At 60.4% G+C, this 21668-nt stretch carries 17 protein-coding genes; 4 read left to right on the top strand and 13 right to left on the bottom strand.

Features of this window, described 5'->3' with window-relative positions; translation table 11 throughout:
- The first annotated feature begins 42 nt into the window (after window positions 1-42).
- Window positions 43-978 carry a sugar kinase gene (locus ACA053_RS15670; RefSeq protein ID WP_497393021.1) on the top strand — a complete coding sequence of 312 codons (936 nt, stop codon included), beginning with the start codon at window positions 43-45 and terminating at the stop codon, window positions 976-978.
- A gap of 159 nt (window positions 979-1137) precedes the next feature.
- Here the strand turns inward: ACA053_RS15670 and ACA053_RS15665 are convergent, their stop codons facing one another.
- Both ACA053_RS15665 and ACA053_RS15660 read right to left on the bottom strand, forming a co-directional pair.
- Window positions 1138-1413 carry a peptidylprolyl isomerase gene (locus ACA053_RS15665; RefSeq protein ID WP_007898282.1) on the bottom strand — a complete coding sequence of 92 codons (276 nt, stop codon included), beginning with the start codon at window positions 1411-1413 and terminating at the stop codon, window positions 1138-1140.
- A 56-nt stretch (window positions 1414-1469) separates the two neighbouring features.
- Complete coding sequence (locus ACA053_RS15660; protein ID WP_497393020.1) at window positions 1470-4004, bottom strand: hybrid sensor histidine kinase/response regulator; 2535 nt, start codon at window positions 4002-4004, stop codon at window positions 1470-1472.
- Between the two features lie 121 nt (window positions 4005-4125).
- Here ACA053_RS15660 and ACA053_RS15655 point away from each other — a divergent pair, with 121 nt between their 5' ends.
- Window positions 4126-5235, top strand: a complete 1110-nt coding sequence (locus ACA053_RS15655; RefSeq protein ID WP_497393019.1) for a PilT/PilU family type 4a pilus ATPase — start codon at window positions 4126-4128, stop codon at window positions 5233-5235.
- 112 nt (window positions 5236-5347) lie between these two features.
- Here ACA053_RS15655 and ACA053_RS15650 read toward each other — a convergent pair whose 3' ends face one another.
- The 11 genes from ACA053_RS15650 to ACA053_RS15600 form a co-directional block, all read right to left on the bottom strand.
- Window positions 5348-7303, bottom strand: coding sequence for an acetoacetate--CoA ligase (locus tag ACA053_RS15650; RefSeq protein ID WP_497311673.1), 1956 nt, complete (start codon window positions 7301-7303; stop codon window positions 5348-5350).
- A gap of 175 nt (window positions 7304-7478) precedes the next feature.
- Window positions 7479-8252: a 3-hydroxybutyrate dehydrogenase gene (gene hbdH, locus ACA053_RS15645; protein ID WP_497393018.1), complete on the bottom strand. Its 774-nt coding sequence runs from the start codon at window positions 8250-8252 to the stop codon at window positions 7479-7481.
- A 7-nt stretch (window positions 8253-8259) separates the two neighbouring features.
- The gene (locus ACA053_RS15640; RefSeq protein ID WP_109632035.1) at window positions 8260-9651 is read right to left on the bottom strand and encodes a GntP family permease; all 1392 of its coding nucleotides are present in this window, start codon (window positions 9649-9651) and stop codon (window positions 8260-8262) included.
- A gap of 297 nt (window positions 9652-9948) precedes the next feature.
- Complete coding sequence (locus ACA053_RS15635; RefSeq protein ID WP_497393017.1) at window positions 9949-11364, bottom strand: sigma-54 interaction domain-containing protein; 1416 nt, start codon at window positions 11362-11364, stop codon at window positions 9949-9951.
- Window positions 11365-11489: 125 nt separating this feature from the next.
- Window positions 11490-13064: an ABC transporter ATP-binding protein gene (locus ACA053_RS15630; RefSeq protein ID WP_497393016.1), complete on the bottom strand. Its 1575-nt coding sequence runs from the start codon at window positions 13062-13064 to the stop codon at window positions 11490-11492.
- A 15-nt stretch (window positions 13065-13079) separates the two neighbouring features.
- The gene (locus ACA053_RS15625; RefSeq protein ID WP_497393015.1) at window positions 13080-14102 is read right to left on the bottom strand and encodes an ABC transporter permease; all 1023 of its coding nucleotides are present in this window, start codon (window positions 14100-14102) and stop codon (window positions 13080-13082) included.
- On the bottom strand, window positions 14102-15163 hold the full coding sequence (locus tag ACA053_RS15620) for a microcin C ABC transporter permease YejB (protein WP_438657734.1): 1062 nt from the start codon (window positions 15161-15163) through the stop codon (window positions 14102-14104). Before ACA053_RS15620 ends, ACA053_RS15625 begins: the two co-directional genes overlap by 1 nt.
- Window positions 15163-17031, bottom strand: coding sequence for an extracellular solute-binding protein (locus tag ACA053_RS15615; RefSeq protein ID WP_497311670.1), 1869 nt, complete (start codon window positions 17029-17031; stop codon window positions 15163-15165). The genes ACA053_RS15620 and ACA053_RS15615 overlap by 1 nt, the downstream gene beginning before the upstream one ends.
- 134 nt (window positions 17032-17165) lie before the next feature.
- Window positions 17166-17447, bottom strand: coding sequence for a peptidylprolyl isomerase (locus ACA053_RS15610; protein WP_003445034.1), 282 nt, complete (start codon window positions 17445-17447; stop codon window positions 17166-17168).
- Between the two features lie 83 nt (window positions 17448-17530).
- Window positions 17531-18412: a lipase family alpha/beta hydrolase gene (locus tag ACA053_RS15605; protein WP_497311669.1), complete on the bottom strand. Its 882-nt coding sequence runs from the start codon at window positions 18410-18412 to the stop codon at window positions 17531-17533.
- Between the two features lie 288 nt (window positions 18413-18700).
- Window positions 18701-19789, bottom strand: a complete 1089-nt coding sequence (locus tag ACA053_RS15600; protein ID WP_497393014.1) for a 3-deoxy-7-phosphoheptulonate synthase — start codon at window positions 19787-19789, stop codon at window positions 18701-18703.
- A gap of 664 nt (window positions 19790-20453) precedes the next feature.
- On the opposite strand from ACA053_RS15600, the gene ACA053_RS15595 reads away from it, so the two are divergent.
- Window positions 20454-20897 carry a GNAT family N-acetyltransferase gene (locus ACA053_RS15595; RefSeq protein WP_497311667.1) on the top strand — a complete coding sequence of 148 codons (444 nt, stop codon included), beginning with the start codon at window positions 20454-20456 and terminating at the stop codon, window positions 20895-20897.
- Window positions 20898-21024: 127 nt separating this feature from the next.
- Window positions 21025-21666, top strand: a complete 642-nt coding sequence (gene gacA / locus ACA053_RS15590; RefSeq protein WP_008015884.1) for a response regulator transcription factor GacA — start codon at window positions 21025-21027, stop codon at window positions 21664-21666.
- Window positions 21667-21668 lie beyond the last annotated feature (2 nt).

The following is a 21668-nucleotide window of genomic DNA, read 5'->3' as shown; positions in this document are numbered from 1 at the left end:
CGCCCGACCAGACAACACCGCAATACCAGAGACCCCACAACAATGAACACCATCAACACCCTCGGCCCCAACATCCCGCGCATCGCCCTGATCGGCGAGTGCATGATCGAGCTGCAACAACGCGCCGACGGCACGCTGCAACAAAGCTTCGGCGGCGATACCCTCAACACCGCGGTCTATTTGTCCCGGGAACTGGGCGCGAGCGGCGTCGTCGATTACGTCACCGCGCTGGGCGACGACAGTTTCAGCGATGCCATGTGCCAGACCTGGGCCGATGAAAACATCGGGCTCGGCATGGTCCAGCGCCTGCCCGGGCGACTGCCCGGTTTGTACTGCATCCAGACCGATGCGGCTGGCGAGCGACGTTTCCTCTATTGGCGCAACGAAGCGGCCGTGCGCGACTGCTTCACCACCCCGCCCGCCGCGCCGATCCTGGCCGCGCTGCCGGATTACGACGTGCTGTATTTCAGCGGCATTACCTTGGCGGTGCTCGGCGTGCAAGGTCGGGAGAAGTTGCTGGAAACCCTGATCGAGGCCCGGCAGCGGGATGCGCGGATCGTCTTCGACAACAACTACCGGCCGCGCCTGTGGGCGTCAGTCGAAGAGGCGCGGGCAGCTTATCGCAGCGTCCTGCCCTATGTTGATCTGGCGTTGTTGACCGTCGATGACGAGCAAGCGCTGTTTCATTTTTCCGATTGCGAGGCGGTGTTCGCCGCTTACGAACAGATTGGCACACCGGAAGTGGTGCTCAAGCGCGGTGCCGAGGCGTGTCTGATTCGCTGTGCTGGCGAGTCGTTCGAGGTGCCGGCGCAGAAGGTCGAGCGGGTGGTGGACACCACGGCGGCGGGGGATTCCTTCAGTGCGGCGTATCTGGCCAGTCGGCTCAAGGGTGGGAGCGCGGTTGAGGCAGCGGAGGCGGGGCATCGGTTGGCAAGTCGGGTGATTCAAGTGCCTGGAGCGCTTATCCCCAAAGATTGAAATGCAACCCTGTGGTGAAGGGGTGTATCTGGATGAAGGGATGTATTTGTGGCGAGGGGATTTATCCCCGCTGGGTCGCGCAGCGGCCCCAAAAGATGGGACTGCTGCGCAGTCCAACGGGGATAAATCCCCTCACCACAGAGGCCTCAGGCAACCCAATCAATCCCGGTAAAACACCTGCACCAGGTGATACCCGAACTTGCTCTTGATCGGCCCATGCACCACGCGCAGCGGTTTTTTGAAGATCACCGCGTCGATCACCCCGACCATCTGCCCAGGCCGCACTTCACCCAGATCGCCGCCGCGTTTGCCGGACGGACAGGTGGAGTATTTCTTGGCCAGCACATCAAAGGCTTCGCCCTTGGCGATGCGTTGTTTGAGCTGCTCGGCTTCTTCCGAGGTTTTCACCAGAATATGGCGGGCTTGAGCTTTCATGGGGCGTACCTTGCAACATTGGTGACGGCGGGGGCGCGCGATTATGCCTCAACTCACTACGGTTGGCCGATCATCGTGCGAATCTTGTTGGCCAGCAGGTCGATGGAAAACGGTTTGGCCACCATGTCCATGCCTTCTTCCAGGAAGCCCTGGCGCTCGGCGGCTTTCTCCGCGTAACCGGTCATGAACAACACTTTGAGTTCGGGGCGGTGCTGACGCGCGATTTCTGCCAGCTGTCGACCGTTCATTCCCGGCAAGCCGACGTCGGTCACCAGCAGATCGACCCGCAGGTTGGATTCCAGCAAGGGCAAGGCGGTCTTCGCGTCCTCGGCTTCGTGGGCGTGATAGCCCAGCTCGTTGAGGAGGTCGAGCACCAGCATGCGCACTGCCGGGTCATCTTCCACTAACACCACGGTCTCACCGGCAATCGCTGGCGGCGCTTCGCCCGTCAACGGCATCAGCACGTTTTCCGGTTCCATGGCATAAAACCGCGGCAAGTACAGGCGAACGCTGGTGCCCTTGCCCGGCAAACTGAACAGGCTGACATGCCCGCCCGATTGCTGGGCAAACCCGTAAATCATCGACAAGCCCAGGCCGGTACCCTGGCCGATGGGTTTGGTGGTGAAGAACGGGTCAAAAGCCTTGGCCAGCACCGACGGTGTCATCCCGGTGCCGTTATCGCTGACGGCAATCATCACGTAATCCCCGGCCTTGACCGGTTCCAGTGTGGTGATGTCGCTGCCGTCGAGGTACACGTTGGCGGTTTCGATCAACAACTCGCCGCCATCGGGCATGGCGTCCCGGGCGTTGATGACGAGGTTGAGCAGAGCGTTTTCCAGTTGACTGACGTCGGTGCTCACCGGCCACACCTCGTCGGCCAGCAGCAGTTTGAGCTCGATGTGGTCGCCCTTGGTTCGGCTGAACAAATCTTCCAGGGAGTGCACCAGCGCATTGGCATTCAGCGGTTTGCGATCCAGCGACTGGCGCCGGGAGAACGCCAGCAAGCGATGCGTCAGGGCTGCGGCTCGGTTGGCAGAAGACACGGCGGCTTCGGTGAAGCGGCCAATCTCGGCGGCGCGCCCGTCAGCGATATAGCGCTGCATCAGGTCGAGGCTGCCGATAATCCCGGTCAGCATGTTGTTGAAGTCGTGGGCGATGCCGCCGGTGAGCTGCCCGACCGCTTCCATCTTCTGCGCATGGCGAAGGGCATCTTCGGCGCGCTCACGTTCGAACATCTCGTTTTGCAGCCGCTGGTTGGCTTCGGCCAGTTGCTGGGTACGGGCGGCGACCCGTTCCTCAAGGGTTTCGTTGAGATTGCGCAGGGCTTCTTCGGTCTGTTTGCGCTCGGTTTCGTCGATCACGAAGATGTAAAAACCATTCACCGCCCCGTCGGCACCGTGGCGCGGCAAATAATTCATCAGGGCATGGCGGATGCTGCCGTCCCGGTGCGGGGTGCTGATGCTGAAACAGCAGGACTTGCCCGTCAGTGCCAAGGCGATGTGCTCGGCGCGCAAGGCATAGGCTTCTTCGCCCAACACTTCACGAATGGTCCGGCCGTAGAGTTCCTGGGGCGTCAGGCCATACCAGTCGAGATAAGCGGCGTTGTTCAAGCGAAAGCGCTCTTCGCTGTCCACGTAGCTGATCAGGATGGGCATGGCGTTGATGATCAGTTGCAGCTCGGTCTGGCTCTGGCGCAGGGCTTGCTCGGTGAGTTTACGTTCGGTCAGGTCCAGCGCGGCGCCGAGGAACCGAATCGGCCGGCCGTGGTGGTCCTTGTAGCATCGACCGCGGGCAAACACCCAGCGCAGGTGGCCGTCGGGTCGCAGCAGCCGATATTCCTCGGCGTATTCCGTGCCGTGGGTAATGGAATATTTGATGCTGCGGGCGACCATCGCGCGGTCTTCCGGGTGCACGGCCTGTAGGTAGGCACTGATGGGCAACTGACTGGCGAGCAGCGGGTCGATGTTGTGCAATTCGGCGAAGTGGGTGTCGGCAATGAAGCGGTCTTCGCCAATGTCCCAGTCCCAGGTTCCGACGGCGTCGGTGGCTGCCAGTGCCAGTTGCAGGCGCTCTTCGGTTTCGTGCTGGGCCTTGAGGCTCGCGGCTGAACGCTGTTCCAGTTCCAGCGCGATGCGGCGGCGTTCATTGGTTTCGATGGCGGTGACCAGAATGCCGGCGACCTGAGCGTTTTCATCGCGAATCGGGCTGTAGGTCAGGTCGAGCCAGAAGTCGGAATCACCTTCGTCGCGCTGCAAGGTAAAGCGTTGTTCGCTGTAGGTTCGCACCTGTCCTTGTAGGACGGCGCTGTAAATGGGGTCGGTAAAGTCTTGGAGTTCAGGCCAGATCTGGTGCGTCGGTTGTCCGAAAGCGTGTGGATGCTTGCTGCCGGCAAGCAGGGCGAAGCCGTCGTTGTAGATCTGCGTGAGCTGCGGGCCCCACAGCAAGAGCATGGGCATCGGTGAGTGAATCACGATGTCCACCGCGGTGCGCAGGCTCTGTGGCCAGGTACTGGCAGCGCCCAGCGGGGTGCGTGTCCAGTCCAGTCTGGCGATCAAGGCCTGGGCATCGCTGCCCGTCGGTGATGCGTTCATCAAATTGTCCTGCGCTTAAGTCGGTGTGGCGGCGTCTACTATCCTTGGAGGGCGGTAGACGCTGGATGACCTGTTTGGGGTCATTGTTTTTTCATTGAATGCTTCGCGGGTGCTTTTTGCCATGGAAATCGATGCACTGTTGCAGATACTGGCTGACCGGAACGGATCCGATCTCTATCTCTCCCCCGGCGCGCCACCCAGTGCACGGTTCGACGGCGTGCTCAAACCGCTGACCGATCAACCGTTCAAACCGGGGGAAGTCGCAGCCATTGCCGAGTCCATCATGGACGCCGAACAACGTCTGGAGTTCGATCGCGAACTGGAGATGAACCTGGCGATCTCCCTGGCAGGTGTCGGGCGCTTTCGGGTCAACATCTTCAAGCAACGCAACGATGTGTCAATCGTGGCACGCAACATCAAGCTCGACATTCCGCGCTTCGAAGACCTCAAGTTGCCGGCGGTGCTGCTCGAAACCGTGATGCTCAAACAAGGCCTGATGCTGTTTGTCGGCGCCACCGATTGCGGCAAGTCGACCTCCCTGGCGGCGCTGATCGATCACCGCAACCGTCACAGCAGTGGCCATATCGTCACCATCGAAGACCCGATCGAGTACATTCACCGGCACAAGAAGTCGATCATTAACCAGCGTGAGGTCGGCGTCGATACTCGCAGTTTTCATGCTGCCCTGAAAAACACCCTGCGTCAGGCGCCGGACGTCGTCTTGATCGGCGAAATCCGCGACCGCGAAACCATGGAGCATGCGCTGGCATTTGCCGATACCGGTCATCTGGTGATTTCCACCTTGCACGCGCACAACGCCAATCAGGCGCTGGACCGCATCATCAATTTCTTCCCTGAGGAGCGACATACGCAGCTGCTGCATGATCTGGGCAACAACCTCAAAGCATTCGTGTCCCAACGATTGGTGCGTACCCGCGACGGGCAGCGCCGGGCGGCGGTGGAGGTGATGCTGGGGACACCGACCATCGGTGACCTGATCCGGCGCAATGAGTTTGCCGAGCTGAAGGGGATCATGGAGAAATCGCTGGAATTGGGGATGCAGACGTTTGACGGTGCGCTGTATGCGTTGGTTGTCGAAGGGGCGATCAATGAGGAGGAAGCGTTGAAGCATGCGGATTCGGTGAACAACTTGCGCTTGCGGCTGAAGTTGCATAGCGATGCGTCACCGCCGACTCAACCGCCCTCGGGAGAGTGGGGATTAATGGACTGAAATCCATCAAATGTGGGAGCGGGCTTGCTCGCGAAAGCGGTGTGTCAGCCTACGTTGATGCTGGCTGATACTCCGCCTTCGCGAGCAAGCCCGCTCCCACAGTGGATCTTCTTCAGGTTTGGAGTTCGCGGCGGTTGCGGAATTGTTCCAGCGCTTCGGGATTGGCCAGCGCATCGGTGTTTTTCACCTTCTGCCCATGCACCACGTTCCTCACCGCCAATTCGACGACTTTGCCGCTGATGGTCCGCGGAATATCGGTCACCGCGACAATCTTCGCCGGTACGTGCCGGGGCGTGGTGTTGGCGCGGATGACCTGGCGAATCTGCTGCTGCAGTGCTTCATCGAGTTCGACACCGTCGCGCAACTTAACGAACAGCACCACCCGCACGTCATCCTGCCACTGCTGACCGATGGCCACGCTGTCCAGCACCTGCGGAACTTTTTCCACCTGACGGTAGATTTCCGCCGTGCCGATGCGCACGCCGCCAGGGTTCAGCACCGCGTCCGAGCGCCCGTGGATCATCATCGCGCCGTGGGGCAGTTGTTCGGCGTAATCGCCTTGGGCCCAGACGCCGTGGAACTGACTGAAATATGAAGCGTGCAGCTTTTCTTGCTGTGGGTCATTCCAGAAGCCGATGGGCATTGCAGGGAAGTGCCGGGTACAGACCAGCTCGCCTTTTTCGCCGATCACAGGTTTACCGTCGTCGTTCCAGACTTCAACCGCCATGCCCAGGCTCTTGCCCTGGATTTCGCCACGGCGCACCGGTTCAAAAGGGTTGCTGTTCACAAAGCAGGAAACGATGTCGGTACCGCCGGACATTGAGGCCAGGCACAGGTCGCTCTTGAAATCGCGGTAGACGTAATCGTAGCTCTGCGGCGATAGGGCGGATCCGGTGCAAAGCAAGGTTTTCAGGCTGGTCAGGTCATGGCTCTCGCGCGGTTTGACGCCGTTGGTTTCGAGGGTCGCGAGGAACTTGGGGCTGGTGCCGAAGACGCTGATGCGTTCATCGTCGATCAGGTCGATCAAACGCTGAGGCTCTGGATGAAACGGCGAGCCGTCGTACAGCACCACTGCGCTGCCCACGGCCAGGGCCGAGACCAGCCAGTTCCACATCATCCAGCCGCAGGTGGTGTAGTAGAACAGTCGGTCACCGGGGCCGAGATCACAATGCAGGCCGTGTTCCTTGACGTGTTGCAGCAGCACGCCGCCGGTGCTGTGGACGATGCATTTCGGCACGCCGGTGGTGCCGCTGGAATAAAGGATGTACAGCGGACGGGCGAAAGGCACGGGGACGAAATCCGGCTCGCCGCCGATGTCGTAGAAATCATCCCACAGCGTTACGTTGGCCCGGGTGTGGAACTGCTCGATGTGTGCCTGTGGCCGGGCATACGGCACCACGATCAACTGTTGCAAGGAGGGCAGGCGTTCGAGGATTTCATTGGCCTTGGTGGTCTGGTCGATGTCCTTGCCCGCGTAGCGGTAACCGGCGCAGGTGATGAGCACTTTCGGTTCGATCTGACCGAAGCGGTCGATGACGCCCTGAGTGCCGAAGTCCGGCGATGAGCAGGACCAGATTGCCCCCAGGCTGGTGGTGCCGAGCATGGCCACCAGGGTTTGCCAGGTGTTGGGCATGCACGCAGCGACCCGGTCGCCGAGGCCGACGCCGGCGGCTTTCAGGCTGTTTTGAAAACCGGCGACATGCTCGGCCAGTTCAGCCCAGGTCAGGTGTTCACGTTGGCCGTTCTCGCCAATGGCAATCACCGCGATGGCATCGTCGCGACGGCGCATCAGGTGCTCGGCGAAATTAAGCGTGGCGCCAGGGAACCACTGGGCGCTGGGCATTTGCAGGCCTTCCAGCAGCACCGTGTCCGGTTGATCGTGGAAACGGATGTCGAAGAAGTCGACGATCGCCTGCCAGAATGCGACCCGCTGATCGATCGACCATTGGTGCAGGGCGGGGTAGTCGTCGAGGTGGATGTTGTGCCGCTTTATGACGAAGCGCCGGAAGGCGTCCATGCGGGTTTTGTTGATGCGCTCGGCGCTGGGTTGCCAGAGGATGTCGGACATGGCTTGCCTCTTTGTTCTTATGCGTACACACAGGCTACTGTGGAGCAGGCTTCTGTGGCGAGGGAGCTTGCTCCCGCTCGGCTGCGCAGCAGACGTAAATAGGCTGGTGCAACCCATTTGGGGCGGCTTCGCCACCCAGCGGGAGCAAGCTCCCTCGCCACAGGGGGGTGACTAATTACTGCGCCAACCACCCACCATCAATATTCCACGCCGCGCCACGCACCTGGCTGCCGGCCTCACTGCACAAGAACAACACCAGTTCACCCAGTTGCGGCGGCGTGACGAACTCCAGCGACGGCTGCTTTTCGGCCAGCAAATCATGCTGCGCCTGTTGCAGGTCGGTGCCTTTGGCAATGCGATCATCAATCTGCTTCTGCACCAGCGGAGTCAATACCCAACCCGGGCAAATGGCGTTGCAGGTCACATTGGTCGTTGCCGTTTCCAGCCCGACCACTTTGGTCAAGCCGATCACACCATGCTTGGCGGCCACGTATGCAGCCTTACCCACCGATCCGACCTGGCCGTGCACCGAAGCGATGTTGATGATCCGTCCCCAACCCTTGGCGCGCATGCCCGGCAGGCTCAAGCGGGTGCTGTGGAACACCGACGACAGGTTGATTGCAATGATCGAATCCCAGCGCTCCACGGGAAAGTCTTCCACTGGCGACACATGCTGGATCCCGGCATTGTTCACCAGAATATCCACGCCACCGAACTCACGCTCGGCGTAGGCGATCATGTCGGCGATCTGCGCCGGATCGCTGACGTCGGCCGGGTGATGGCCGACCTTGCCACCGAATTGCTCAACCTCGGCAATCACTTTGGAAGCATCGCCGAAACCGTTGAGGATCAGATTGGCGCCAGCCTTGGCCAGGCTCAGGGCGATGCCCAGGCCGATGCCGCTGGTGGAGCCGGTGACCAGTGCAGTCTTGCCCGAAAGAGTCGTCATGAATACCTCACACAATGCCAGTGGCGTAGAAAGTACCGATCACCACAAAGACCGCCAGGGTCTTGATCAGCGTAATACAGAAAATGTCTTTGTAGGCTTCGCGGTGGGTCAGGCCGGTCACCGCCAGCAGGGTAATCACCGCGCCGTTGTGCGGCAGGGTGTCCATGCCGCCGCTGGCCATCGAGGCCACCCGGTGCAGCACTTCCAGCGGGATGTTGGCCGCGTGGGCCGCTGCGATGAAGTCATTGGCCATGGCCGCCAGCGCAATGCTCATGCCGCCCGACGCTGAACCGGTGATGCCGGCAAGAAGGGTCACGGTGATCGCTTCGTTGACCAGCGGATTGGGAATGCTCTTGAGCCAATCGGCTAATACCAGGAACCCTGGCAAGGAAGCAATCACCGCACCAAAGCCGTATTCCGATGCGGTGTTCATCGCCGCCAGCAGCGAACCGCCGACAGCGCTGCGACTGCCTTCGGCCAGCTTGCCGCGAATCGCCTTGAAGCCGAACACCAGCACCATGATGATGCCCACGAGCAAGGCGGCCTGGACCGCCCAGATCGCCGTGAGCTTGGCGATTTCGGTGGTCACCGGCGCGGCCATGCCCGGCAGCGCAAGGCTGTGGGTCTTGCCGTACCACTGCGGAATCCACTGGGTAAACAGCAGGTTCATGATGCCCACGGCCAGCAGCGGCGAGAGGGCGATCCACGGGTTCGGCAGTTTGATGTCGGGCGCGGTTTCAGGCTCGTTGCGCAGTTCGGTGCCATAGCCTTCACCGGAGGCCTGAGCCTTGTTGCGCTGGCGCTGGAGAAACAGCATGCCGGCGCTGAACACGAAGATCGCGCCGATCACACCCAGCCACGGCGCCGCCCACGCGGTGGTGTTGAAGAAGGTGCTGGGGATGATGTTCTGGATCTGCGGGGTGCCGGGCAGGGCGTCCATGGTGAACGAGAACGCACCGAGGGCGATGGTCGCCGGGATCAGACGCTTGGGAATGTTGCTCTGGCGGAACATTTCAGCGGCAAACGGATAGACCGCGAACACCACCACAAACAGCGACACGCCGCCGTAAGTCAGAAGTGCGCAGACCAGCACGATCACCAGCATCGCCTGGCGGGTGCCGAGCAGGCGAATCGCTGCCGCGACGATCGAGCGCGAGAAACCCGACAGCTCGATCAGCTTGCCGAACACCGCGCCGAGCAGGAACACCGGGAAATACAGTTTGATGAAGCCGACCATTTTCTCCATGAACACCCCGGTAAAGGCAGGGGCGACGGCGGACGGGTCAGTGAGCAAGACAGCGCCGAGGGCGGCAATCGGGGCGAAGAGAATAACGCTGTAGCCACGGTAGGCCGCGAGCATCAGCAGCGTGAGGGCTGCCAAGGCAATGATCACACTCATGGTGTGTCTCCTGGATTGTTATTTTTGTGGGTGGATCTTTTGTGGGAGAGGGCTTTAGCGAGATTCGTGCCATTTGTTTAAGGTGTTGAAATATAAGGATATTTATTTATTTGTGAGGCGGTTTTGAACTATTTGTCTCTTTTTAGAGATTTGTAGTGGCTGTACGGACGTCTTCGCGGGCAAGCCACGCTCCCACAGGTTTTTTGGTTGCCTTTGAATTTATGGCTCGGCGCAAACCCTGTGGGAGCGGGCTTGCCCGCGAAGAGGCCCTATCTACCAATAGAGACCAATGTCTCTCTATAGAGACTCAACAATCCCCAACGCCACCATCTTCTTATACAAAGTAGACCGCCCCAGCCCCAACCGCGCAGCCGCTTCTATGACTTTGCCCCCGCATTGCGCCAGGGCCGTTTCAATCAATTGCCGGTCAAACCGCTCCCGCGCCTCACTGAATGTCTCATGCGCAACTGCCTCCATCACCCTCGGCGCCACACGCTCTACCGGGGTAAACGTCCCGATTGCTGCGCGAATATCCCCCGCATTCAGCACCAGGTCATCACTGAGCAGCGCCGCGCGTTCCAGCACATTGCGCAGTTCGCGAATATTCCCCGGCCAGGCATGCTGCCCCAGCAGATCCAACGCTTCGCGGTTCAGTTCATGCTGGCTGCGCAGTTCCTCAAGGATCGCTTCGCTGAGCGCCGGCACGTCATCGAGGCGATCGCGCAGGGGCGGCACGTTGATCGGCAGCACGTTGAGTCGGTAATACAAATCGGCGCGAAATTCGCCACGCTTGATCGCTGCTTCCAGATCGGTGGAGGTCGCCGCGATCACCCGCACATCACTCTGGATCACTTCATTGGAGCCGACCGGCTCGAATTCCTTTTCCTGCAACACGCGCAGCAACTTGCTTTGCAGCGGCAGCGGCATGTCGCCGATTTCATCAAGAAACAGCGTGCCGCCCTGAGCGATCTGCAACTTGCCGGCGCGGCCCTTGCGATCGGCGCCGGTGAAGGCGCCGGGCGCGGTACCGAAGAACTCGGCTTCCAGCAACGACTCGGGAATCGCCGCGCTGTTGATGCTGACGAAGGCTTTGTGCGCGCGCGGCGAAGCGCCGTGGATCGCCTGGGCCAGCAACTCCTTGCCGGTGCCGGTTTCGCCGAGCAACAGCACCGGCGACTCGGCACTGGCACTGCGCCGGGCGCGACGTTTGACTTCGAGGCTGGCGGCACTGGTGCCGATGAAGTGGGCGAAGTTGTACTTGGTCTGCCGCGACCGCAGCAACGAGCGGGTGGAGGCCAGTTCTTCCTGCATGCTCAGGTAGCGTTTGAGCATGGGCGACAGGCTGTGCAACTCGTCGAACAGCGCAAAACCGATGGCGCCGATCACCGCGCCGGCGTCGTCATGGATTGGCAGGCGCATCACCACCAGGGGTTCTTTCGGCGTGTCCTGCATGTCCAGCAAGATCGGCCGGCCGGTGCGCACGACTTCGCGCAACAGGCTGCCGGGGATCACGCTTTCGCAGGCCTTGCCGATGGCCACTTCGGCGGACTCAAGGCCGAAACGCCGGGCATAACGCTCGTTCATCCAGACGATGTTCGCGTCGCGGTCGACAATCACCGTGCCTTCGCTCGATTGCTCGATGATTTCGAACAGCGAACGGATCGCCAGCAGGCGAACGCGCTGGTAATCCTTGAGGTTTTCGGTGGTGTTCATAGAGGTCAGATCCAGAATATGTGTTGTCTTGGCGGGCCCTATCGCTAGCAGGCTAGCTCCCACAGTGGACCGCGATTCAATGTGGGAGCTAGCCTGCTGGCGATTGAGGCGACGCGGTCCTGTGCCTACCGCGTATGCGCCGCCGCCAACAGCTCTTTGGTGTACGGATGCTGCGGTGAATCGAACACGTTATGGCTGGCGCCGCTTTCCACCACTTTGCCGTCCTTGATCACGATCATGTCGTGGGCCAGCGCGCGCACCACCGCCAGGTCATGGCTGATGAACAGATAGGTCAGTCCGTGTTTTTCCTGAAGCTGGCGGAGCAGGGCGACCACTTGTTTCTGCACCGTGCGATCCAGCGCCGAGGTCGGTTCATCGAGCAGGATCAGTGCCGGTTTCAGCACCAGCGCCCGGGCAATGGCGATGCGCTGACGCTGGCCGCCGGAGAACTCGTGGGGATAACGATTGCGGCTTTGCGGGTCGAGCCCGACTTCTTCCAGCGCGCGAATCACTTCGGCTTTGCACTCTTCAGCGGTCAGCTGACTATGCACTTCAAGCCCTTCGCTGATGATCTGCGCCACTGACATGCGCGGGCTGAGACTGCCGAAGGGGTCCTGGAACACCACCTGCATTTTCTTGCGCCATGGCCGTAGCTGCTTTTGCGTCAGGCCGTCCAGCGCCTCGCCCTGAAAGCGAATGCTGCCTTCGGAATCGAGCAAGCGCAGGATCGCCTGACCCAGCGTCGACTTGCCCGAGCCGGACTCGCCGACGATGCCCAACGTTTTGCCGCGTTGAATGTTAAGGCTGATGCCGTCCACCGCGTTCAGGTAAGTCTTGCGCTGGAACAGCCCGCCACCAAGGGCGAATTGCACGCGCAGATTGTCCACTTCCAGCACGTTCTCGCGCTCGTCCCGAGGCAGGGCTTCGCCTTCCGGTTCGGCGTTCAGCAGCACGCAGCTGTAGGGGTGCTTCGGCTCGGTGAAGATCGTTTCGCACGTGGCCTCTTCGACGATTTCCCCGGCCTTCATCACGCACACGCGCTGGGCGATGCTGCGCACCAGATTGAGGTCGTGGCTGATCAACAGCAGCGACATGCCGAGCCGCTGTTGCAGGGACTTGAGCAGAATCAGAATCTTGCGCTGCACCGTCACGTCCAGCGCCGTGGTGGGTTCGTCGGCGATCAGCAACTGCGGCTCGCAGGCCAGGGCCATGGCGATCATCACCCGTTGCCGTTGGCCACCGGACAGCTGGTGGGGGTAGGCCTTGAGCCGTTCCTTGGGCTTCTGGATACCCACCAGTTGCAGCAATTCCAGAATCCGCGCTTGCGCCGCTTTGCCCGTCAGGCCTTTATGCACCAGCAGGGTTTCGCCGATCTGTTTTTCGATGCTGTGCAACGGATTGAGCGAGGTCATCGGTTCCTGGAAGATCATCGCGATCCGGTTGCCGCGCAACTCACGCAACACCTTGGTCGGAGCGCCGAGCAGTTCCTTGCCGCGATAGCGAATGCTGCCAGTGGTTTGGGTGCCGGTCTCGGGCAGCAGTTGCAGGATCGAGTGGGCGGTCACCGATTTGCCGGAGCCCGATTCACCGACCAACGCCAGGCATTCACCGGGGCGGATGTCCAGGCACAGGTTGCGCACCACCGTCTGGCCATTGAAGGCCACGCAGAGGTCACGGATTTCGATCAGGTTGGTACTCATGTCAGCCGTCCCGCTTCAAGATCGAGGATCAAACGCATCGCGTAACGCCTCGCCAATAAACACCAATAAGGAAAGAATCAGCGCCAGGGTGAAAAACGCCGTCAGCCCCAGCCACGGCGCTTGCAGGTTCTGCTTGCCCTGGCCGATCAGCTCACCCAGCGATGCGCTGCCCGCCGGCATGCCGAAGCCGAGGAAGTCCAGCGCCGTGAGGGTGGAGATGGCCCCGGTGAGAATGAATGGCAGGTAACTCAATGTCGCGTTCATGGCGTTGGGCAGGATATGCCGGACGATGACTTTTCGATCCGAAAGGCCCAGTGCCCGGGCGGCCTTGACGTATTCCAGGTTGCGCCCGCGCAGGAACTCGGCGCGCACCACGTCGACCAGCGCCAGCCAGGAGAACAGCGCCATGATCCCCAGCAACCACCAGAAATTCGGTTCGACGAACCCCGACAGAATGATCAGCAAGTACAGCACCGGGAGCCCCGACCAGACTTCCAGCAAGCGTTGACCCAACAGGTCGACCCAGCCGCCGTAATAGCCTTGCAGCGCACCGGCGGCGATACCGATCAACGCACTGACCAAGGTCAGCATCAACGCAAACAGGATCGACACCCGCGCACCGAAAATCACCCGGGCCATGACGTCCCGGGACTGGTCGTCGGTGCCCAGCCAGTTGACGCTGGAGGGCGGGCTCGGCGCCGGTTTATTGAGTTCATAGTTGGGCGTGTCATCGCTGAACGGGATTGGCGGGAACAGCATCCAGCCGCCGTCCTTGTGAATCAGCTTCTGCACGTAGTCGCTGCGATAGTCGGCCTGGAACGGCAGTTGCCCGCCGAACTCCTGCTCGGTGTGGCGCTTGAACACCGGGAAGTACCACTGGCCCTGATAACTGACCACCAGCGGTTTGTCGTTGGCGATCAATTCGCCGCCCAGCGTCAGCAGAAACAGACCGATGAACAGCCACAGCGACCACCAGCCCCGGCGATTTTTCTTGAAGCGTTCGAAGCGGCGACGGCCTAACGGCGAGAGCTTGAACATCAGGCGTTCCTCGCGGCGAAGTCGATACGCGGGTCGACCAAGGTGTAGCACAGGTCGCCGATCAGTTTTATCAAGAGCCCGAATAGCGTGAAGATAAACAGCGAGCCGAACACCACCGGATAGTCCCGGGACACGGCGGCTTCATAGCTCATGCGCCCCAGGCCATCGAGCGAGAAAATTACCTCGATCAGCAGCGAGCCGGCGAAGAACACGCTGATAAACGCCTGGGGAATCCCCGACACCACCAGCAGCATCGCATTACGGAACACATGGCCGTACAGCACGCGTCGTTCGCTCAAGCCTTTGGCCCGTGCGGTGACCACGTATTGGCGTGTGATTTCATTGAGGAACGAGTTCTTGGTGAGGATCGTCAGGGTGGCGAAACCACCAATCACCAACGCCGTCACCGGCAGCACCAAGTGCCAGAAGTAGTCGGCGATTTTGCCCACGGTCGACAGCGATTCGAAGTTGTCCGAGACCAGCCCGCGCACCGGGAACCAGTTCAGCGAGGTACCACCGGCGAAGACCACGATCAGGAACATCGCGAACAGGAACGCCGGCATCGCGTAGCCGATGATGATCGCGGTGCTGCTCCAGATATCGAAATGACTGCCATGGTGCACGGCCTTGCGGATGCCCAGCGGGATCGACACCAGATAGGTGATCAGCGTGGCCCAGAGCCCGAGGGAAATGGTCACCGGCATTTTTTCCAGGATCAGGTCGGTGACGGTCGCACCGCGGAAAAAACTTTTACCGAAGTCCAGGCGCGCGTAGCTGGTGAGCATCAGCCACAGGCGTTCGTGCGCGGGCTTGTCGAAGCCGTACTGCTTTTCGATGTCCTTGATCAATTGCGGGTCGAGGCCGCGACTGGCCCGGGAGGTGCCCGACATGGTTTCCCCGGAGCCGCCGCCGACACTCGCGCCGCCGATGCCTTGCAAGTGCGCGATGGCCTGTTCCACCGGACCGCCCGGTGCGGCCTGGACGATGATGAAGTTGACCAGAAGAATGATCACCAGCGTCGGGATGATCAGCAGCAGGCGCCGCAGTATGTAAGCCCACATCAATGCGGCCCTCCGGGTTTGCCACGGCGGATTTTCTCGGCCGTCATCTGCTGGTTGGTCAGCGGCGTGGAGCTCACCTCCCACCAGCTTTCGATGGCTTCGTCATTGCTGGCCTGCTCGTTGGGCATGCCGAAGCGGTTCCACCACACCGTCGAAGTGCCCGGCGGGTAATAGTTGGGAATCCAGTAGTAGTTCCATTGCAGCACCCGGTCCAGCGCATGGGCGTAACGCAGCATTTCTGGCTGGGTGTTGGCGCGCACCAGCCCGTTGATCAGCGTATCGACCGCCGGGTTTTTCAGCACCATGTAGTTGTTGGCGCCGGGGTCGTTGGCCGAGATCGAGCCGAAGTAGTTGAACAGCTCGCCACCGGGGGAAGTGGTGACCGGATAGCCGGTGACGATCATGTCGTAGTCGCGGCTCATCAGGCGATTCACGTACTGAGAGGAGTCGATGCGGCGGATGTTCAGGTCGATGCCGATCTGTTTCAAGGTGCGCTTATACGGCAATAGCAGTCGGTCCATGCCGTTCTGGCTGACCAGAAAGGTGAAGCTCAGCGGCGTGCCTTCGGCGTTGACCAGTTGGTCGCCATCGGGTTTCCAGCCGGCTTGCTCGAGCAGGTTCAGCGCCAGCAGTTGCTTGTCGCGAATCAGGCCGCTGCCATCGGTTTTCGGTGCTTCGAAGACTTGGGTGAAGACCTCGTCGGGGATCTGCCCACGCAGTGGCTCGAGAATCGCCAACTCGCCGGCATCCGGCAGTTTGCGGGCGGCGAGGTCGGTGTTGGAAAAGAAGCTCTGCTGGCGGATGTACAGGTCGCGCATCATCTGCCGATTGCTCCACTCGAAATCCCAGAGCATGGCCAGGGCCTGGCGCACGCGGCGGTCGTGGAACATCGGGTTTTGCAGGTTGAAGACAAAGCCCTGGGCCGATTGCGGGGCTTCTTTGGCCAGATGCGCTTTTTGCAGTCGACCATCGCTCAGGGCCGGGCTTTCGTAGCCGATCGAGTAGCCGGTGGCGGAGAATTCGCGGTTGTAGTCATAGGCGCCACCCCGCAGGACCTGGCGTGCGACGTCGGTGTCGCCGAAGTACTCGATGCTGAAATGATCGAAGTTATAGAGGCCGCGGCTGACCGGCAGATCCTTGCCCCACCAGGTGGCGTTGCGCTCGAAGGTGATGCTGCGACCGGAATCGACCTTGCCCACTTTGTACGGGCCGCTGCCCAGTGGTGCTTCATAACCACCGCCATTGGCGAAGTCACGGGTCTTCCACCAGTGTTCGGGAAATACCGGCAAGGTGGCGATATCGAGGGGCAGGGTGCGGTTTTCGTTGCTTTTGAAGTCGAACCGAACCGTCAGCGGCGCTTCGACTTCGACGCCTTTGACGTCGGCGAACTGGGTGCGATAACGCAGGCTGCCCTGGGTCATCAGCAGGTCAAAGGTATAGCGTACGTCCTGGGCTGTGATCGGGGTGCCGTCGGCGAAACGCGCCTTTGGGTTCAGGTAGAAGCGCAGGGACATGCCGTCCTCCGAGCGCTCCATCTTCTGTGCCACCAGACCGTAGACGGTGTAGGGCTCGTCCAGCGAACGCTGGGCCAGGGGCGAGTAGAGCAAACCGTCGATTTGCGTGACGCCGATGCCTTTGTCGATGTACGGCAGTATATGGTCGAAATGCCCGATCTCGATGGCGGAGCGACGCATCGTGCCGCCCTTGGGGGCTTGCGGGTTGGCGTAGGCAAAATGACTGAAGCCGGCGGGATACTTCGCCGGTTCGCCGTACACGGTCAACGCCTGTTGCGGTGCAGCATTCACACCGGTGGCGCCCAACAGCAGGGCCACGGCAGTGAACAACAAAGTGGGGAAAGCCAGTCGCATTGTCAGCCTTAGAGCCGGGTGATCGATAACCGCAATTTGTACGCTAGCGGCGCGTCCCTCGCCAGCCGTATTACTAACCGAAACACAACGGCCCACCAAAAGGTGGGCCGTCATACACAAAACCAGGGCGCTGATCAGTCCTGGCGGCTGGTCACTTCCAGCAGGTGATAACCGAACTGGGTCTTCACCGGGCCTTGCACTACGTTGATAGGTGCGCTGAAGACGACGGTATCGAACTCTTTGACCATCTGGCCTGGACCGAACGAACCCAGGTCACCACCTTGGCGGCTGGATGGGCAGGTGGAGTTGGCTTTGGCAACTTCGGCGAAATCGGCGCCGCCTTCGATCTGGGCTTTGAGTTCGTTGCACTTGTCTTCAGAGGCAACCAGGATGTGACGGGCAGTGGCTTTAGCCATGGAAGAATACTCCTTTCAATGTTCAGTAAAGTGCGGAGCCTACCGGATTCAGTGGGCTATTTCTCGTCAAAGTTCCGCACGGATTATAGGCCAGCCTTTCTCAGGCGCTCGGCGTGTTGCACATACAAGGTAATCGGGTCGATGCCCTTGCGCAGTGCCCCGGCGGTTTGGCTGAGGCTGTCCAGATGATCCAGCGGATAGTCGGAGCGGATAACTTTGCCCAGATGGGAGCTGTAGCGGCCAACCATGCCGTCATTCTGCTCTGCTTCGGTGGTGAAATAGCGCGAAAAGGCCTGGAGGAAACCGTGCAGCGGATCGATCGCATCCAGCCCTTTGTCCAGGAGATCGCCCTGCAATATCCCGCTCCAGGAGTAATAGCGCACCCCGTTAACCAATTCGCGGCCCTTGCCACCCCAGGTTTTCGGCAGCCCTTGTGGGTACTTGTCGTTAAAAGCGCCCACACCTTCGGTGGTCAACGCATTCAGCGCGGCGACGGCATTTTGCGGCAGGGCCTGGTGGCCGCTGAGCAACGACACAAAGTCCGCAAACAGCGTTGCAACCGTGGATGCGACGTGTTCCGGCAGGCGCCCGGGTGTCAATGCCTTGCGCAGGAAGTCGGCCAGTTCCGAGCCGTGGTTCGGGCCGCTCACCGAAGTTACAGACGCGATGATCTCCGGCGCGATGGCCGCAGCGTAACGCGCCGCAAGGGCGCCCTGGCTGTGACCGATCAGGTTGACTTGCCGGGCGCCGGTTCCTTCCAGCACCCGTTCGATCTGTGCCAACAGTTGGTCGCCGCGCACTTCGTTGCTATGGGTTGCCGAGAGGTGGGGGACAAACACTCTTGCGCCAGCACTCCTGAGGGCCTGCTTGACGTCATGGAAGAGTTCGACTTTACCAATGCGATCAAAGCCGAAGAGCCCGTGGATCAGCAGGATTGGATACTGAGTGGTTGCATTCCGTAGCATGTTCATTCCTTTTTCTCGGTGGTTCAGAGGTGTGAATATGGGCTCACTCTAAAGCACACCGGCAGCTCGGCGATGTATGAGGAATCCGCTGTAAGCTGATGAAAAAGGTATAGAAAACGTAGGAAAGTTCGAAAGAGCCTGAGGTCCTGTTCGGAATATTTGGACATCTTTTTGTCGTTCGTGGCGCACATCATTGCAACGGCCTACCGTGCGCACGCCGTTTACCTGTAAACCGATTCGCTTTTCAGACGCCCAGCCCTCGATCGAGGGCTGGAAGGTCGGCAGTGGTTATGCCGGTTGCTGGACGCTGTTCTGTGCTCGCAACCGGCCTGCTGCCTGGCGCAGCAGTTGTTCGGTTGCGGTCCAGCCAAGGCAGCCATCCGTTACCGATACGCCGTAGCGCAGCGATGGACTCAATGGCTGGCAGCCTTCGAACAAATGGCTCTCGATCATCATGCCGATCAGCGAGCAATCACCCTGCAGGCGTTGCTCCAGCACATCGTTGAACACGGCGGGCTGGCGCGCCGGGTCTTTGCCGCTGTTGGCGTGGCTGCAGTCAACCATGATCCGTGCCGGGATCTTCAGTTTGGCCAAATCGCTATTTACCTGGGTGACGCTGTCGCGATCGTAGTTCGGCCCGCGATGGCCGCCGCGCAACACCAGATGGGTGTCGGGATTACCTGGGGTTTGAATGATCGCAGGATGCCCTTGGCTGTCGACGCCGAAATGGCGATGCGGGTGGGCGGCCGAACGCATGGCGTCGCTGGCTACGGCGACGCCGCCATCGGTGCCGTTCTTGAAGCCGACCGGCATGCTCAGGCCGCTGGCCATTTCCCGGTGGATTTGCGACTCGGTGGTGCGGGCGCCGATCGCGACCCAGCTCAGCAGGTCGTCGAAGTAGCCGGCCGCCATCGGTTGCAACAGTTCGGTGGCAATCGGCAAGCCGAGCCGCAGCATTTCGCGCATCAGTTCGCGTGACAGCGTCAAACCGCCGGCCATGTCATCGCTGCCATCGAGCTGCGGGTCGTAGGCCAGGCCTTTCCAGCCGACTGTGGTGCGGGGTTTTTCAACGTAGGCACGCATCACCAGCAGCATTTCATCGCTGACTTCGGTGGCGAGGCGGGCGAGGTTGGCCGCGTATTCAAGGGCTGACCGGGGATCGTGAATCGAGCAAGGGCCGACGATGACCAGCAGACGGGAATCTTCACCGTTGAGGATCGCACGTACCGCATCGCGGTGATCTGCGACTTGCCGGGTCAGGGCATTGCTGAGGGGCAGTTGCTGTTTGAGTTGCAATGAGCTGGGCAGACGCAGGGTCAGCGCTTCATTGGCAGGGCTCAAGGTGGACAGCGGCAGAGCAGAGACGGACGAGTTCATATTCAGGCTTCCTGGGCTGGCGGCGGGTTCGTTCCCGCGCGCTCGGCCCTACTGGGGTGTTCGACAATTGGCCGGATTGGCTGCGTGTGTGTGCTTGCCACCTGTGGGTGACCGATCGGAGGCGGCAGGCTGTCCCGAGCGGAGGCTGCTAAATCGCCAGGCGGAAAAGCTGTCGTAACGGTAATAAGTGGCGTAGTTCATTTCGTGAATCCTCTGGTTGTCTGGTGTGTCGCTAAAAATGAGTGGGGCTGAAAAAACAAAACCCCCGGTCGGGAGGCCGACCGGGGGTTGAGAATTCTCTGGCGGCGACCCCTTTAAAATGGGCGCCGTGTGGGTATCAGGCGCGCCAGTGGCTAAACCAATACCCAAAATAAAAGCTGACCGGAGCACAAACGTCAGTCGCCCGGGCAGCCGCAACCGAGCGCGGGGCGCTGGCGGTACGAAGCTGTGAGAGGGCGTTGAACATGGTCTGTCTCCAATGAATGCGCCGAGCTTACTAGAGGCCGGTGCGCCGTTTCAATCAGAAAATGCTATCGATGACCGATCCTGTTTTCTATCGCTTGAGCGCATCGGGGTTTATGACACACTTCGCGCTTCGGTCAACGCGTGATGCCACAAGGACAAACCATGACGGCACTGAGCATTGCCGCCCGCGGAGGTTTCAATGACTTTTGACTGGCGTCCGGCGACATCCGGCGACCTTGACTTCGCTCGCGAGCTGACCTGTCGCAATATGCTCCGCTATTACATTCAGAATGATCTGCTCTGGCTGGACGAGGCGTTCGATGTGGCTTGGGCGGGGCGCGAGAGCCGGGTGATCGTGTGCGGCGACTTATCGGTGGGTTATGTCAGTCTCAGTCGCGACGCCAGAGCCTTGTACATCCGCGAATTGCACGTGCTCGAAGCGTTCCAGGGGCAGGGTGCCGGTTCCTGGGCGATCGATCAGGTATTCGCCATGGCATGCAAGGAACGGCGTCCGGGGTTACGCCTGACAGTTTTTGAAACGAATCCAGCCAAGGCGCTTTATGAGCGAAAAGGGCTGAAGGTGGTCGGCCAAGACGAGTGTTTCCTGAGAATGCAGCGCGATGTCGATGAGCTACATCGCTGAAACACGCTGGCGACAAGCCTTTCAAGATGTATTGAAACTTTTTATATAGCGCTTGCCGCTAGGTCTGCCAGTCGCTTTTTGCTAAGGTGTCCGGCAACCCAATAAGACCATATCGCGAGGTGTCTGCTTGATTAGGGTGCTAGTAGTCGATGACCATGATCTCGTTCGTACAGGCATTACACGAATGCTGGCTGACATCGATGGCCTGCAAGTAGTCGGCCAGGCTGAGTCAGGGGAGGAATCCCTGCTTAAGGCGCGTGAGTTGAAACCCGATGTGGTGCTGATGGACGTCAAGATGCCCGGGATCGGCGGTCTTGAAGCCACGCGCAAGTTATTGCGCAGTCATCCGGACATCAAAGTCGTCGCGGTCACCGTGTGCGAAGAAGATCCGTTTCCTACGCGGCTGTTGCAGGCCGGTGCCGCAGGTTATCTGACCAAGGGCGCCGGGTTGCCGGAAATGGTTCAGGCGATTCGCCTGGTCTTTGCCGGGCAACGCTACATCAGCCCGCAGATTGCCCAGCAATTGGCGATCAAATCCTTCCAGCCGACCAACGATTCGCCCTTCGACGCGCTGTCGGAGCGGGAAATCCAGATCGCATTGATGATTGTCGGCTGTCAGAAAGTCCAGATCATTTCCGACAAGCTCTGCCTGTCACCCAAAACGGTCAACACTTACCGTTACCGCATTTTCGAGAAGCTCTCGATCAGCAGTGATGTGGAGCTGACGCTGTTGGCGGTGCGTCACGGCATGGTCGATGCCAGCCTCTGAAA

The organism is Pseudomonas sp. LBUM1672 (assembly GCF_059695655.1).
Note: the sequence above shows the minus strand (reverse complement) of the source record. Positions and strands in the feature narration are given on the sequence as shown.